The 13,583-nt window shown below is 42.8% G+C and carries 14 protein-coding genes; 12 read left to right on the top strand and 2 right to left on the bottom strand.

The genetic code is table 11. From position 1 onward, the window contains the following. The first annotated feature begins 96 nt into the window (after positions 1-96). Positions 97-423 carry a winged helix-turn-helix transcriptional regulator gene (locus BUE31_RS11110; RefSeq protein ID WP_073403423.1) on the top strand — a complete coding sequence of 109 codons (327 nt, stop codon included), beginning with the start codon at positions 97-99 and terminating at the stop codon, positions 421-423. 20 nt (positions 424-443) lie between these two features. Here the strand turns inward: BUE31_RS11110 and BUE31_RS11105 are convergent, their stop codons facing one another. Together BUE31_RS11105 and BUE31_RS11100 are read right to left on the bottom strand one after the other, a co-directional pair. After that, positions 444-1,151, bottom strand: coding sequence for a LytR/AlgR family response regulator transcription factor (locus BUE31_RS11105; RefSeq protein ID WP_073403421.1), 708 nt, complete (start codon positions 1,149-1,151; stop codon positions 444-446). Positions 1,152-1,154: 3 nt separating this feature from the next. Further along, a complete protein-coding gene (locus tag BUE31_RS11100) occupies positions 1,155-2,198 on the bottom strand; it encodes a sensor histidine kinase (protein ID WP_073403419.1) in 1,044 nt (347 codons plus the stop codon). 306 nt (positions 2,199-2,504) lie between these two features. On the opposite strand from BUE31_RS11100, the gene BUE31_RS11095 reads away from it, so the two are divergent. The 11 genes from BUE31_RS11095 to BUE31_RS11045 all read left to right on the top strand — a co-directional run bounded on the left by BUE31_RS11095 (position 2,505) and on the right by BUE31_RS11045 (position 13,542). Next, the gene (locus tag BUE31_RS11095) at positions 2,505-3,278 is read left to right on the top strand and encodes a hypothetical protein (RefSeq protein ID WP_073403417.1); all 774 of its coding nucleotides are present in this window, start codon (positions 2,505-2,507) and stop codon (positions 3,276-3,278) included. A 124-nt stretch (positions 3,279-3,402) separates the two neighbouring features. Then, positions 3,403-4,419, top strand: coding sequence for an MBL fold metallo-hydrolase (locus tag BUE31_RS11090; protein WP_073403415.1), 1,017 nt, complete (start codon positions 3,403-3,405; stop codon positions 4,417-4,419). A 23-nt stretch (positions 4,420-4,442) separates the two neighbouring features. Further along, on the top strand, positions 4,443-4,826 hold the full coding sequence (locus tag BUE31_RS11085; protein ID WP_073403413.1) for a DoxX family protein: 384 nt from the start codon (positions 4,443-4,445) through the stop codon (positions 4,824-4,826). A 5-nt stretch (positions 4,827-4,831) separates the two neighbouring features. Further along, positions 4,832-7,441 carry a TonB-dependent receptor gene (locus BUE31_RS11080; protein ID WP_234997791.1) on the top strand — a complete coding sequence of 870 codons (2,610 nt, stop codon included), beginning with the start codon at positions 4,832-4,834 and terminating at the stop codon, positions 7,439-7,441. Positions 7,442-7,445: 4 nt separating this feature from the next. Beyond that, positions 7,446-8,258: a DUF4249 domain-containing protein gene (locus BUE31_RS11075; protein ID WP_073403412.1), complete on the top strand. Its 813-nt coding sequence runs from the start codon at positions 7,446-7,448 to the stop codon at positions 8,256-8,258. A gap of 31 nt (positions 8,259-8,289) precedes the next feature. Next, positions 8,290-8,808, top strand: coding sequence for a hypothetical protein (locus tag BUE31_RS11070; protein ID WP_073403411.1), 519 nt, complete (start codon positions 8,290-8,292; stop codon positions 8,806-8,808). A gap of 725 nt (positions 8,809-9,533) precedes the next feature. Then, a complete protein-coding gene (locus BUE31_RS11065) occupies positions 9,534-9,926 on the top strand; it encodes a group III truncated hemoglobin (RefSeq protein ID WP_073403410.1) in 393 nt (130 codons plus the stop codon). A gap of 254 nt (positions 9,927-10,180) precedes the next feature. Further along, positions 10,181-10,771 carry a TetR/AcrR family transcriptional regulator gene (locus tag BUE31_RS11060; protein ID WP_073403409.1) on the top strand — a complete coding sequence of 197 codons (591 nt, stop codon included), beginning with the start codon at positions 10,181-10,183 and terminating at the stop codon, positions 10,769-10,771. A 140-nt stretch (positions 10,772-10,911) separates the two neighbouring features. After that, positions 10,912-11,724, top strand: a complete 813-nt coding sequence (locus tag BUE31_RS11055) for an SDR family NAD(P)-dependent oxidoreductase (RefSeq protein ID WP_073403408.1) — start codon at positions 10,912-10,914, stop codon at positions 11,722-11,724. A gap of 22 nt (positions 11,725-11,746) precedes the next feature. After that, positions 11,747-12,514, top strand: coding sequence for an SDR family oxidoreductase (locus BUE31_RS11050; RefSeq protein ID WP_073403407.1), 768 nt, complete (start codon positions 11,747-11,749; stop codon positions 12,512-12,514). Positions 12,515-12,540: 26 nt separating this feature from the next. Continuing rightward, positions 12,541-13,542 carry an NADP-dependent oxidoreductase gene (locus BUE31_RS11045; protein WP_073403406.1) on the top strand — a complete coding sequence of 334 codons (1,002 nt, stop codon included), beginning with the start codon at positions 12,541-12,543 and terminating at the stop codon, positions 13,540-13,542. Positions 13,543-13,583 lie beyond the last annotated feature (41 nt).

Raw genomic sequence — 13,583 nt, 5'->3', positions numbered from 1 at the left:
AATTTGCGCTTTATGATATAAGCGACAACGATACAAAGGTATGAAGGGGCAGGTTTAGCAGCTCGTAAAGCGGGTAAGGAACCATCTGAAGGGTCGGTGGACTGTGCCAAGATCATCCTGCCCATAAGGGATTCACTTGAAATGCTGAGCGGTCACTGGAAGCTGCCTATCATCGTATCACTGAGCTTTGGTGCCAAACGGTTTAAGGAAATATCAAGGAATGTCCCCGGTATCACCGACTGGATGCTTTCTAAAGAATTAAAAGACCTGGAGGTCAATAAACTGGTGACAAGAACGGTTCTTGACACCTTTCCACCAACGGTAAATTATACCATAACGCAACACGCGAGGTCACTGGATAAATTATTATTGGAGTTGCTGGAATGGGGGCTCAGGCACCGTGAACCGATCAGGAACGGATAAGCTATTTGACCCTTTGGGTATTAAAAATTCTTGTCATTGAGGTAGGCAAATACCATCTGCCGATAGCCATCACCTATTGGTAATTCTTTTTGACCTATCATCAACTGAGTTTTTTGAATAGTGTCTATTTTATCCAGGGCAATAATATAGGACTTATGGATGCGCATGAATTTTGCAGGGTTGAGCTTGTCTTCAACAGCTTTTAGGCTTAGCCTTGTCACAATTTCTTTTCCGGATGCCAAATGTATTTTAACGTAGTCTTTCAGGCCTTCAATGAACGTGATATCATCCAGCATCACTTTGACCAGTGAATAATTTGCGCTCACAAAAACATGTTCAAGCGACCCAACTACCGACTGGGCGGTAAGCTTTTTCATTTTATGAAGTTCCGAAGCTTTCTGTACAGCCTTTGCAAAGCGGGGAAACGGAACCGGCTTGACGAGGTAATCAATGACTTCCAGTTCGAACCCTTCCAGGGCATGCTGTTCAAAGGCGGTCACCATAATCACCAGCGGCGGCTTTCTTAGCGAAGCAAGGAACTGCATACCTGTAATCTTGGGCATCTGAATGTCCAAAAACATGAGATCAACATCCAGACTGTTAAGTAAAGCGAGTGCTTCGCTGGCATTTTTCGCTTTCCCGATGAGATTTAGAAACGGAATTTGCTTGATATTATCTTCAAGTAATTCCCTTGCAGGAAGTTCGTCGTCAACAATGATGCAATTCATAGCCTAAAGATTAAGTTCCAAATTTACCGTGTATAACGCTGCATTTTCATCAATAACAATAGAATGATTAGCCGGATATAAAAGCTCCAGCCTTCGCTTGACATTGACCAGTCCGATGCCGGAACCTTCATCTTTGTTTTTCACTTCACCGCCGACATTATTGGAGATCATTAAATTCAGCGAACTCGCTTCATTATCCACGATGATTGCCACTTCTATCATCGGGTCATCAACGCTGGTGCCGTGTTTAAAAGCGTTCTCTACAAAGGGGATCAATAACATCGGTTCAATTTTATAATTTTCCGGATCACCGGATATAAACAGGTTGAACCGTACACTGTCGCCAAACCTTAAAAGCTGTAAGTTGATGTAGTTTTTAAGGTATTCAATTTCATTGGGCAGGCTTAATTTGTCACCGTTGCTATCGTATAACATATAACGCATCAGTTGGGAGAGACTAATTAATGACGGTTCCATTAGTTCCGACTTCTTCCGGGCCATGGAAACCAGGGTATTCATCAGGTTAAACATAAAATGCGGGCTTACCTGTGACCGTAGGAAATCCAGTTCCGTTTTCAGGTGATTGGTTTCCATTTCTTTGATCAGTTCATTTTGCCTGATCTTTTCAATATAAAGGCGGTAAGCATAGCTGCAAAATATCACCAGAGCAAATGGGAAGATCAAAACTATCCGTGCCGGATTAAATTTCCCTGGTGTATTGGGTACGCCATGAGCCTGCGCAACCCCGGTGAGGTCGTGCATAAAATAGCCCATCGCAATTAGGAAGAATATGAATAACGCTAATACTAAGCCGGCATAGGTCCATTTGCCATACCGTTTTTTAAGGAACGGGTAAATGGCATATGTATGAATATAGAAAATAGCGATGATGGTTAAAAATGAGAAAAATATGTTCAATAAGGAGCCGTTTCTGGGGTCATTTTTAAATAAAGCCATACGGAGCACGAAAGGCACAACAAATATGAAGGTCCATACCAGGACAGGGATAGCCTCGCTATAGCGGTTAACTTTTTTTATGGTTTGCATAACAGGGTCAAAAGTACTTGCTTATAAAAGTAAAATTCAAAAATTGAGATAAACGGGTCGATTTGTCGGATGAAAGACGGATAAGTTGCTGTCTTCATCCTTTTCCATATGGCCGACACCGTTATTTTGAGTAAAAATATCGGAATTTATTACACCCTTTTTCGCAGAAAATCAGCCCTACATCTGAAAAATAAGGGGGCATGTCGCATTTAATGATTTGGTGTTCTAAACTTTCCAAGGTTTGTAATGGAATAAGGCTAATTCCAAGCCAGTGTTTCCGGTTCATCCACTCCTAAAAATTATGCTATGAAAAACAGGAACATCTTGATTCTGCAATGCGCTATTGCGGTTGTTTTATTTTGCCCGGTATTTAACCCATGTTTGGCGCAAGCTAAACCGGGAAAGGAACTAACTAAAAAGGATACAGCTGTTCTTAGAGCGGACACACCCCGGCTAAAGCCGGACGCGCTCAATCAGGAATCATGGGCTAATTCAAATCTTCACCACCAGAAAAATCAGAAGACAGTTGCCACTAACAATGTTTATCCATTTTCTAAAACTGGTAAAAAGTATACAATTCACCGCGCGGGTTCAAGGTTTATCTTAACACAACCTGCCGATATCAGTGTCCCGGATTTAATAGCTGAAAAGCCAGTGGGCCGGTTTTCCGGCTGGATCGGCTATACGACATCCAGAACGGAAAATCCGTTTGATACCAGTAACGACTTTAATTGGTTCCCCACGGTTCAGGACCGCATACACGATTTTTCATTGGTCGGCACTTACCGGTTTACGGACCGGTTTACCTTTTCAGGCAACCTGATCCAAAGCAATGGTAACCTGGTCTATGGCCCGTCCGGCTACACCTTTAACAGTTATCAAGTTGGAAATAATGTCCGTTTTGATTTCAACGCGACCATTCAGGGTCAGCCCCATCAGGATTTCAGAAACAGCTGGTCATTAGGAATTTATAATTTAAATGGGTATTGGAACTCCGGTATTTCTGGTGCTGGTGTGGTAGAAAATAAGATTTTGCCTAAGCCGGTACCGTCAGTCAGCTGGAACCTAAAGTTTCACTAAATGGCAAAGTTCGCAGAAAATCCGCCCCACATCAGACAAATCAGGGGGCTTGTCGCATTTTGTAATTTTTATCCTACATCTTTTGAAGTTTTGCTTCTGAAACATCAGTTAAAAATAAAAGACCATGAAAAAAATTAAAAATCTCACCCGGTTTGGCCTTGCAGCCTTATTGACCCTTTCTTTGGGATATTCAGTTCATGCCCAGCTTCCTGCTGCCTCAAAAATTCCGGCAATCCCTTTTGGCAAGATAGAAATCATTACCACGCAGATCACTCCGCATTTTTATGCGCTAACCGGTTCTAAAGGCGTTGATCCCGGACATCCGGAGGGTGCCGGCGGCAGGATTGGCGTTTTCGTCGGCCCGGAAGGAATATTTATGGTAGACGCTTCTTACGCGCCGCTTTCTGACAAGGTCATGGCTGCCATCAGGAAGATCAGCGATGCGCCTATCCGCTTCCTGGTCGATACACATGAGCATCCCGATCACACCGGAGGCAACCCCAATTTTGCCAAATTAGGAGCGTTGCTTTTTTCCAGGGAGGAAGTGAGGGAAGATTTGATAAAACCCTTCCCGCCAGCTGTAGCCGCCGTAATTGGGAGCGCAGCTTCCGATAAAGACCCGGCAAGGTTACCTACCGTCACCTACGGCAGTAAAGGAACAGTGAAAATATACCTTAACGGCGAAGTGATTGACCTGATCCCGGTAGTAACCTCTCATACCAATGGCGATTCGATGATCAAATTTGAGCACGAAGATGTCATCATGATCGGTGACTTCTACAGAAACTATGGTTATCCTTTCACTGACCCTACACATGGCGGCACTTTCAAGGGAATAGTTTCAGCGGTTGATACGCTGCTGAAAATTGCCGGGCCTAATACCAAATTACTGCCCGGACATGGCACCGTGATTCAAAAAAAGGACCTGGTATTATACCGCTCCATGATCCTCGACATCCAGGCCAAAGTTCAAACAATGATCGGTGAAGGAAAAACCAGGCCCGAAGTGCTTGCCGCAAAATTGACCGCTTCTTATGATGTCGAGGTACCGGGCGGAATTACCCCGCTGCCTGCCGGTTTGGGAACCAGCGCGGATCGCTTTGTAGGTTATATGTATGATGAGTTAAAGGCAGCTAAATAATCATTGCTAATAAAAGAAAAATCATGAAAGCATTAAAAATCGTTTATTGGGTAAGTACCCTTTTTTTTGCCGGCCTGTTCCTAATTACCGGTACACGTTACCTTTTGCACTCCGCCTTTTTTGTAAAACGCACACTTGGCTTGCATTATCCGCTTTACCTGCTCGATATCATAGGTGTCGCTAAAATATTGGGTGCTGTTTCGCTGGCAACACCAAAGTTTAAGCGGCTTAAGGAATGGGCCTATGCCGGCTTTTACATTGATTTCATCGGAGCATTATGGTCGCATTTTGTCGTGGAGGGCGTGTTCTATTACTTGCTGCTGGTACCGATAGCTATTCTTACGGTCTCTTATATCACTTATCAGCGGTTGCAAAAAAATCCGGCCACCGCCATCATCAAAAGCTAACTATCATGAACAACCATCATCAATCACGAGCCGAAAGCTTATTGCTTTGGCTGCTGCGAGCGGCTGCATCGCTCATTTTTGTTACGCTGTTATCCGGGCTTGTACGCTTGCTCATAACGGGATCATTTCACTATGATATTTCGGGTATGAATAGGCTGGATAAAGTGGGCGACGCGATCATCGGTATCCTTTTACCGGCAACAGTCCTGCTGTTATTTTTTTACTATAGTCTTTCAGATAACAGCACACCGCTACCGGCTTACGTGAATGTTTCGCATATAGCTAAAGTCGCTTTTAAAAGCGTGGCGGTCATTTTTTTGCTGCTGCTTTCCTTTTCATCCTCAGCGCAAAACCGGGTTACCGTTAGCGGTACGGTTAAAGATGCAGCTACCGGTGAAACGCTTATCGGGGCATCGGTTATCATAAAAGAAATTCCACAAACCGGCACTGCTACCAATGCCTATGGTTTTTATTCCGTTAGTGCCGCGCCGGGTGAATACACTTTAGTGGTCAGCTATACCGGTTATGAAAGCATATTACAGCAGGTTTCATTGAATAAACCGTTGACCGTCAATATTTCTCTTTCGGCAAAGAACCAGTTAGAAGAGGTGCTCATCGGTGGGAACCGCCCAAACAACGATCAAATTGCGTCACCGCAAATGGGTGTTGAAAAGCTGACCATGTCCCAGATCAACAGCGTTCCCGTGCTTTTAGGAGAAAAAGACGTTTTGAAAACGATCTCGCTGCTACCCGGAATAAAAGCAGCAGGGGAAGGTAACACGGGTTTCTTCGTTCGGGGCGGTGCTTCAGATCAAAACCTGATCTTGCTGGACGAAGCAACGGTTTACAATGCCTCTCACTTGTTGGGATTCTTTTCCACCTTTAATTCGGATGCGATAAAGGATGTCAGCATTTACAAGGGCGGGATGCCAGCTGAATATGGCGGCAGGTTGTCCTCTGTTTTGGATATCAAAATGCTGGACGGGAATAAAAAAGATTTTACGGTGGAAGGCGGTCTGGGCCTGATTGCTTCACGTATAAAAGTTGAGGGGCCGATAGATTCCGGCAAAGGATCATTTTTAGTCAGCGCCCGAAGAACCTATATCGACCTTTTTACCAAGGCCGCTAAAGACTCTGTGGTAAAAGGCAGTTCACTCTACTTCTATGATATTAACGCGAAAGGCAACTATCATTTCGATGATAGAAATGCCCTGTTCATTTCAGGCTACTTTGGACATGATGACATTGGCTTAAAGAATACATTCGGGACGAATTGGGGTAATGCCACCGGTACAATCCGCTTTAATCATATTTTCAATAACCGGCTGTTCTCCAACACCTCTTTGATCTACAGCAATTATCATTACCAGGTACAAAGCTTTCTGACCAATGATGACTTCGCGGCCACATCAAAAATAACAGACCTGAATTTCAAGGAAGACCTGCAATATTCCCTGTCTAATACGCACACGCTTAAATTCGGCTTAAACATACTTCACCATACTATTGCGCCGGGGAATATCAGTTCATCGGAAACATCCAGCGTGAATAATAAAAGTGTAGAGGAACGCTACGGGTTTGAAAATGCCTTGTATGTGAGCGATGAATGGAAAGCATCGGAAAAGCTGACTGTCCTTTACGGCCTTAGGTTAAGCGGCGTAGCCTTGTTAGGGCCTGGCACATTCAGTACCTATGCTGCATCCGGCAACACCGTAAGTTCTCAAACTTACAGTTCGGGTCAATTAGTGAAAAACTATGTTAATCTTGAACCGCGCTTTTCGGCCAGTTACCAGTTGAATGACGAAAATTCTATAAAGGCATCCTATAACCGGAATACACAAAATATACACCTGCTGAATAATTCGACGAGCAGCACGCCGACAGACTTGTATGTTTTGAGCAGCAACAATATTAAGCCCGAAATTGTCGACCAAATTTCTACCGGGTGGTTCAAAAATTTCCACGATAACCTGTTTGAGTTCTCCGCAGAGATTTACTATAAATGGCTGCAAAACCAGATCGATTATAAGGGCGGGGCCAACCTGATCGCCAACCAGGATGTGGAATCTCAATTAACTTACGGTTCAGGGCGGGCTTACGGATTAGAGCTTTATTTGAAGAAAAAATACGGCCGCTTCAATGGGTGGATCAGCTATACGCTATCCCGCACCGAAGATAAATTTTCAGCGATTAACAACAATAGCTACTTCCCGGCATCGCAGGACCGGACGCACGATTTTTCTGCCGTTGGTATTTACAAACTCAACAAGCGGTGGACATTATCCGGAACCTTTATCTATAACACCGGCAACGCAGTTAGTTATCCTACCGGTAAATACAGCACCGGCGGCTTGACCACTTTCTCTTATTCCGGAAGGAACGGTTATCGTGAACCCGCCAACAACAGGCTTGATTTAGGCGCGACACTGGAAGGAAAGGAACACAAACGATACCATTCCAGTTGGACATTCAGCATTTATAACGTTTACGGGCATTGGGACCCATACACCATCACCTTCCGTGACAGCAAAACGGTGCCGAATACAACTGAGGCGGTGGAAACGAGCCTTTTCCCAAAACCGATACCATCTGTTACCTGGAACTTTAAATTTTAGACCAATGAAAAAGTACTTATTTAACACCATCCTGTTTTTATTCGGTGCCGCCCTGATCTTAGATTCATGCACCAAGGTCATAGACCTTAAACTGGATAACGCAGCCAGTCAGTTGGACATAGAAGCCAACCTGACAAATATCAGCGGGCCACAAACAGTTCGCTTGTCTACCAATGTGCCTTTTAGTAATATAAATACTTACCCGCCGGTAACCGGCGCAACGGTCACGATCAAAGGCCAGACAGGAAAAAGTTATACGCTTACCGAAGGCCCGCAGGGTTCGTATTCCACCAGTGCACTAGCCGGAGTGGCTGGGAATACTTATACCCTGAATGTTTTGGCCGCTGGGCAGGCGTATAGTGCTATTTCCACGATGCCTGCAACGGTAAAAATGGATTCATTAAGCGATGAAAACAGGCCGCTCAACCGTCCGCAAAACGGGAAAGATCAAAAAGTCATCACGGTTTATTACCAGGACCCTCCCGGTGTAGCTAACCAATACCGCTTTATTCTTTGGGTCAATGGTGTGCAGGTTAAAAGTGTATTCAGTTATGATGACCAGCTGACCGACGGCAGGTATGTAACCAGCGATTTGCTCGAACAGGATATTGATATCTACGCCGGGGATATTGTTAAAGTGGAAATGCAATGTATCGATAGGCCGGTTTATACTTACTGGTTTACCTTGGAATCACAACAAGCAAATAACGCTGCGGGAGCTGTAGCACCTGCAAACCCACCAACGAATGTAAACCCTGCAACGCTTGGTTATTTCAGCGCACATACCACGCAAACGATGACACTTATTGTAAAATGATCCACAATAGATTACTTCTAATTCAAAAAAGATGAACAATCAAAATTCAATGCTTATTAAGGCGCAAATAGGCGCAATGGTGATCAGCCTCGTTGTTTTTATATTAATAGCTGTTTGGTATCTCATCCCCTTGCTTAAAAGACTTTCCAAACCCAAAGCAATAATAGTGTTGCTTTGGGTTCATATTCCGAGATATATTACATTAATTATGTACTCTGCACAACGGGAATGCTATCCGATCTCTGCTATTGCAGCAAAAGAAGCAGTAGTCGGCGATGTTGTAGGGGCAATAGTTGCCTTGGCTGCAATTGCCGCTTTTCGAAAGCGTGAGCGACTGGGAATTTTATTTTCGTGGTTGCTTGTAATAGAAACAATTGTAGATGTTGTTGTCGGATTTGTGCGTAAAGCCCATGAGCCACTATGGGGTAAGGCCAGCGGTGTCACCTGGTTAATTCTTGATTTTTATATACCCCTTATTTTGATTTGCCTTCCTTTACTAATTTGGCAGTTAATTTCAAGGTCTGATTCTGCAACGTTTAGTGGGTTATGATTAAAGGCCTTGATCGCCTTTTTTCAGTTGGCTTTCCTGGTGGTTAATTACAAATTTACATAAATTTAGAATTACATAAATTGACATAATTTCAAGAGGAATTGAGATTTCTAAAAATGAATTTTCACTAAACATTTTTTTAAAAACAGTCCGGAAGTTAAGTTCATTTTTTTTAAATTTGTTTTGTCAAAAGTTCTTTAAAGCAACTCAACCTACCTCAAGTTATCCGGTGTCTTAATCGGTGACTAATAGTTTTTAGATTCTATAAATACCTGTAGGTTAGCGCAATAAGGAAATGGTTCGAGTCCCGTCCATTCCGCTAAAAGAGCCACAAGGCTTCGTAAAACGCTTAAATCACATGGTTTAAGCGTTTTTTTTGCTCAAAAAATCGCACAAGTGCTCAAGGTTTATGACTCAGTGACTGATTTTTAATAACTAATTTAGTCGCCTAATTAACGATTAACTAATTGATATTCAATTTATTATAATGATAAATCTGGAATTAAAAACAGCTCAAAATTCTGGCTTCTTGGATCGCTTAAATTTTGGTGATATCAAACCATCCCAACCGACCTCAGTCATCATTGGTCCGAGGGTTCGGGTCCTTTAGCCCGCACTGCGGGCAAAATTGACTTTTTGTTAGCCTTGCTTTACACCTTATTAAATATATTCTTTATGACAAATTGTTTACTTGGAATTTGATCTTAAGAGTTAGCTTTACCATAGTGGAAAGCCAACGACAAATATTAAGCCTGGAGGATATAAAGCTTCTGGTGAACACCTTTTACGGAAAGGTTAGGGAAGATGAATTGTTAGGGCCAGTATTCGACAAAAGGATTGAAGACCGCTGGCCATATCACCTTGAAAAAATGTATACCTTTTGGCAAACCACCTTGTTGGGCGAACATACCTATACTGGACGTCCATTTCCGCCGCATGCAACGCTTCCTGTCGAACACCGGCATTTCAGCCGTTGGGTATCCTTATTTACCGAAACGATCGATGAACTTTTTACGGGAGAAAAAGCAGAAGAGGCCAAATGGCGTGCAAGCAAAATTGCCGAAATGTTCGAAATGAAAGTTTGGCATTTTCAGAATAATCCAAACAACATCGTATAAAAAGACAGTCAGCATCAACCTAATCATTGGAGATCACGCTATAATTCAAATTGCGAACGCACCACGTTCGCAATTGAATGTTCTTCAGATGCATTCAATTTACTTTCAGAGTTTTCCAAGAATATAAGCCGGATAAATCTTTTCCCGTTCACTTTATAATAAATATCATCTTCGGGTCATAAACAATGAGAATCTTGAATTTTTATTTTTAAATAAACTTTTTAGTATATTTTTGTACTGTTAATTTAAATAAGATGCTTACGAAGGCGGAACGAACAAAACAATTTATCCTGGAAACAGCGGCCCCTATTTTTAATCAAAAAGGGATATCCGGCGCGAATATAGACGATGTACTTGCTGCCACAAAATTGACTAAAGGGTGTCTTTACGGTCATTTTGAAGGCAAGGAAGACCTGGCTCTGCAGGTTGTTGACCATATGCTGAATACTAACGGCGAAAAAATGTTATCAACTATCAGCAAGGGTAAAACAGCGAAGGCTAAGGTATTTGCCTTTCTCGATTTTTATAAAGATCCTTTGAATACTTATCTTAAAGGGGGATGCCCCATATTTAATATTGCTGTGGAGTCTGATGATAACTTTCCGGCCATTAAAGAAAAGATAGCGGATGTTATCCGACAGGGGCAGGAGTTGTTTGTTAGTGTTTTAAATCAAGGCATTGCCGGCGGTGAATTTTCTGACAAACTTGATCCGGCGGTTTATGCATTCAAAGCGGTATCCGCTGTTGAAGGCGCCGTTGTTATGTGCCGGGCGACGAATACAGCAAAACCGATGGCCGGTTTACTCAGGAGCCTGAAGGCAGAATTGGAGAGCTATGCGATATGATTTTTTTTGATATAAAATATACTAAAAAGTCTTTTTTGTAAACACACCTAAAACCAAGCATAAATACATCATACCAATTAAGTAAATAAAAGCACAAAACCGCAATGAAAATATACTAAAAAGTCTAAAATAAAAAAAACATGAAATTAAAAGGAAAAACAGTATTAGTCACAGGTGCCTCATCGGGCATCGGGCTGCTTGTGGCCAGCAAGCTCCACGAAAATGGCTACCAGGTAATCGGCACAAGCCGGAATCCGGAAAAACACCAGGCAAAATTACCATTTAAGTTGCTGCCATTGGATCTGAATGATGACCATTCCATCGCGTCTTTTGGCAAGGAGCTGTTCAGCCAGATCAAAACTTTAGATATGCTGATCAACAACGCAGGTTACTTAGTAAACGGACTTGCCGAGGAAACCCCTATTGAGTTGGGCAAGCAGCAGTTTGAGACCAACTTTTGGGGAACGATCAAAATAACTAACGAACTGCTACCTTACTTCAGGAGGCAAAAACATGGAAAAATAATTACGCTTGGTTCCCTGCTGGGTTTAGTGAGTCTTCCAAATACTTCCTACTATTCGGCTTCCAAACACGCCCTCGAAGGTTATTTTAAGGCACTTCGGTTTGAATTGAACCAATTTAACATCAAGGTGGTTATGGTTGAGCCGATCAGTTTCAAAACTAATATCGGCGAAAGTGCAACTATAGCGAAAGGAACGATCGCAGACTATGATCAGTTCAGGCAAAAGGTCATCGCGTATACCAAAACGGCATTTGATAAGGCACCCGACCCTGCGCCGGTTATCGCTACTTTATTGCGAGCAGTAAAGGAAAAAAATCCAACGTTTGGTTACCCTGTCGGAAAAGGATCATCAATCGTACTCCTGCTTCAACATTTCGCCTATAAGTTTTTCGAGAAATCCATTCTGAAATCGATTAACACTTCAAAATAGAGTTAACAAAAGAAATAAAACCATGCAATTAAAAGGAAAAACGGTATTGATCACGGGTGGTGCATCAGGTATCGGGCTGGAATCAGCAAAACAATTTTTAGCCAATGGCGCCAGCGTGATCATCACCGGCAGAAACCAGGAAAAATTAGATGAAGCCATGAGGCTGTATCCGGCAATTACGGCCATTAAAAGTGATGTATCAGATGCGGGTGATGCGCAAAAACTTTTCAACCAGGTACAGCAACTGGGCGGTATAGATATTTTATACAATAATGCAGGGGTGTTAACAGACCCGATCAACCTCGGGACAGCAAACGGTCAGCATTTTGAGGATGCGGCGTACGAAATGAACGTCAACTACCTGGGAGTGATCCGGCTTAACAACCTGTTTATGGATATGCTGAAATCAAGAAAAGAAAGCGCGATCATCAACACCACTTCGTTACTCAGTTATGTTCCGTCATTGCTGGAAGCCACTTATGCGGCATCCAAAGTAGCATTGCAGTTTTATACCAAATCGCTTAGGAAGCATCTGCAAATTTTGAACAGCAGCGTAAAAATTTTTGAACTTCTACCGCCGCTTGTCGCCACAGAAATGACAACTGACATGAACGGCAAAAAAATGACCACGGCAGATATGGTGAAAGCGTTTATTGCGGGCCTTGAGAAAGATCAGCTTACGATCCGTATAGGTGACACCAAAACAGTGTATATACTCAATCGGCTTTTTCCGAAAATGACTTTTGGTTTGATTAATCCTAAGAAAAGTTACAAAGTAATAGCATCATAGAAATTATTCTCATCATATATAAAAAAATGAAAGCATTCATCATAGACAAATATAAAAGCAAGGATGGCGGGCGCATTGGTCAAATACCTGATCCGGAACTACAGGCTGATGAGGTGTTGGTAGAAGTACACGCTGCCGGTATAAACCTCCTGGATTCCAAAATCAGAAACGGGGAGTTCAAACTCATTTTGCCATATAAAACGCCATTCGTTTTGGGCCATGATGTTGCGGGAATTGTAACTAAGGCCGGGGTTTGTGTGCAGCAATTTAAAATTGGAGACGAGGTTTACGCACGACCTGCAGATCATCACATTGGAACATTTGCGGATTTCATTGCGATTAAGGAAGCCGATGTTGCACTTAAACCGAAAAAACTGAGCATGGAAGAAGCCGCATCCATCCCTCTGGTGGGCCTGACCGCATGGCAGGCACTGGTTGAAAAAGGGAAACTGAAAGCAGGACAAAAAGTATTCATCCAGGCAGGCTCCGGTGGTGTAGGCACATTTGCCATCCAGCTGGCGAAATTCCTTGGTGCTACAGTAGCTACAACGACAAGTGCAGCCAATATTGATTTAGTGAAAAGCCTCGGTGCAGATGTTGTAATTGACTATAAGAAAGAGGACTTTGAGCGAGTTCTGCACGGTTACGACCTGGTTTTGAATAGTCAGGACAGCAAGACACTCGAAAAATCGCTGCGCGTATTAAAATCTGGTGGAAAACTCATCTCGATCTCAGGCCCGCCTGATCCGGATTTTGCGAAAGAGATCGGTGCTCCCTGGTTCGTGAAATTAATCATGCGCCTGTTAAGCTCCAGTGTAAGGAAAAAAGCAAAAAAGCTTAATGTGGGCTTTTCATTTCTATTTATGAAGGCTGATGGAGCACAGTTAAAAGAGATCACTTCGCTTATAAATTCCGGTACTATAATACCAGTTATAGACAAAATTTTCCCTTTCGAATCGATCAAGGAAGCGATGAGCTATGTTGAAAGCGGCCGTGCTAAAGGAAAAGTCGTTGTAAAAATTAAGTAAAGGCCTTGCTTTTGTTACTGTAGCGACTATAAGCAATGCTC

The organism is Mucilaginibacter sp. OK098 (assembly GCF_900142915.1).
Classification (GTDB): Bacteria; Bacteroidota; Bacteroidia; order Sphingobacteriales; family Sphingobacteriaceae; genus Mucilaginibacter.
Note: the sequence above shows the minus strand (reverse complement) of the source record. Positions and strands in the feature narration are given on the sequence as shown.

What these genes read in the sequence shown, in the direction of transcription:
- BUE31_RS11105 (WP_073403421.1), bottom strand. Translation starts at nt 1,151, where the DNA reads ATGAATTGCATCATTGTTGACGACGAACTTCCTGCAAGGGAATTACTT.
- BUE31_RS11100 (WP_073403419.1), bottom strand. Translation starts at nt 2,198, where the DNA reads ATGCAAACCATAAAAAAAGTTAACCGCTATAGCGAGGCTATCCCTGTC.
- BUE31_RS11095 (WP_073403417.1), top strand. Translation starts at nt 2,505, where the DNA reads ATGAAAAACAGGAACATCTTGATTCTGCAATGCGCTATTGCGGTTGTT.
- BUE31_RS11090 (WP_073403415.1), top strand. Translation starts at nt 3,403, where the DNA reads ATGAAAAAAATTAAAAATCTCACCCGGTTTGGCCTTGCAGCCTTATTG.
- BUE31_RS11085 (WP_073403413.1), top strand. Translation starts at nt 4,443, where the DNA reads ATGAAAGCATTAAAAATCGTTTATTGGGTAAGTACCCTTTTTTTTGCC.
- BUE31_RS11080 (WP_234997791.1), top strand. Translation starts at nt 4,832, where the DNA reads ATGAACAACCATCATCAATCACGAGCCGAAAGCTTATTGCTTTGGCTG.
- BUE31_RS11075 (WP_073403412.1), top strand. Translation starts at nt 7,446, where the DNA reads ATGAAAAAGTACTTATTTAACACCATCCTGTTTTTATTCGGTGCCGCC.
- BUE31_RS11070 (WP_073403411.1), top strand. Translation starts at nt 8,290, where the DNA reads ATGAACAATCAAAATTCAATGCTTATTAAGGCGCAAATAGGCGCAATG.
- BUE31_RS11060 (WP_073403409.1), top strand. Translation starts at nt 10,181, where the DNA reads ATGCTTACGAAGGCGGAACGAACAAAACAATTTATCCTGGAAACAGCG.
- BUE31_RS11055 (WP_073403408.1), top strand. Translation starts at nt 10,912, where the DNA reads ATGAAATTAAAAGGAAAAACAGTATTAGTCACAGGTGCCTCATCGGGC.
- BUE31_RS11050 (WP_073403407.1), top strand. Translation starts at nt 11,747, where the DNA reads ATGCAATTAAAAGGAAAAACGGTATTGATCACGGGTGGTGCATCAGGT.
- BUE31_RS11045 (WP_073403406.1), top strand. Translation starts at nt 12,541, where the DNA reads ATGAAAGCATTCATCATAGACAAATATAAAAGCAAGGATGGCGGGCGC.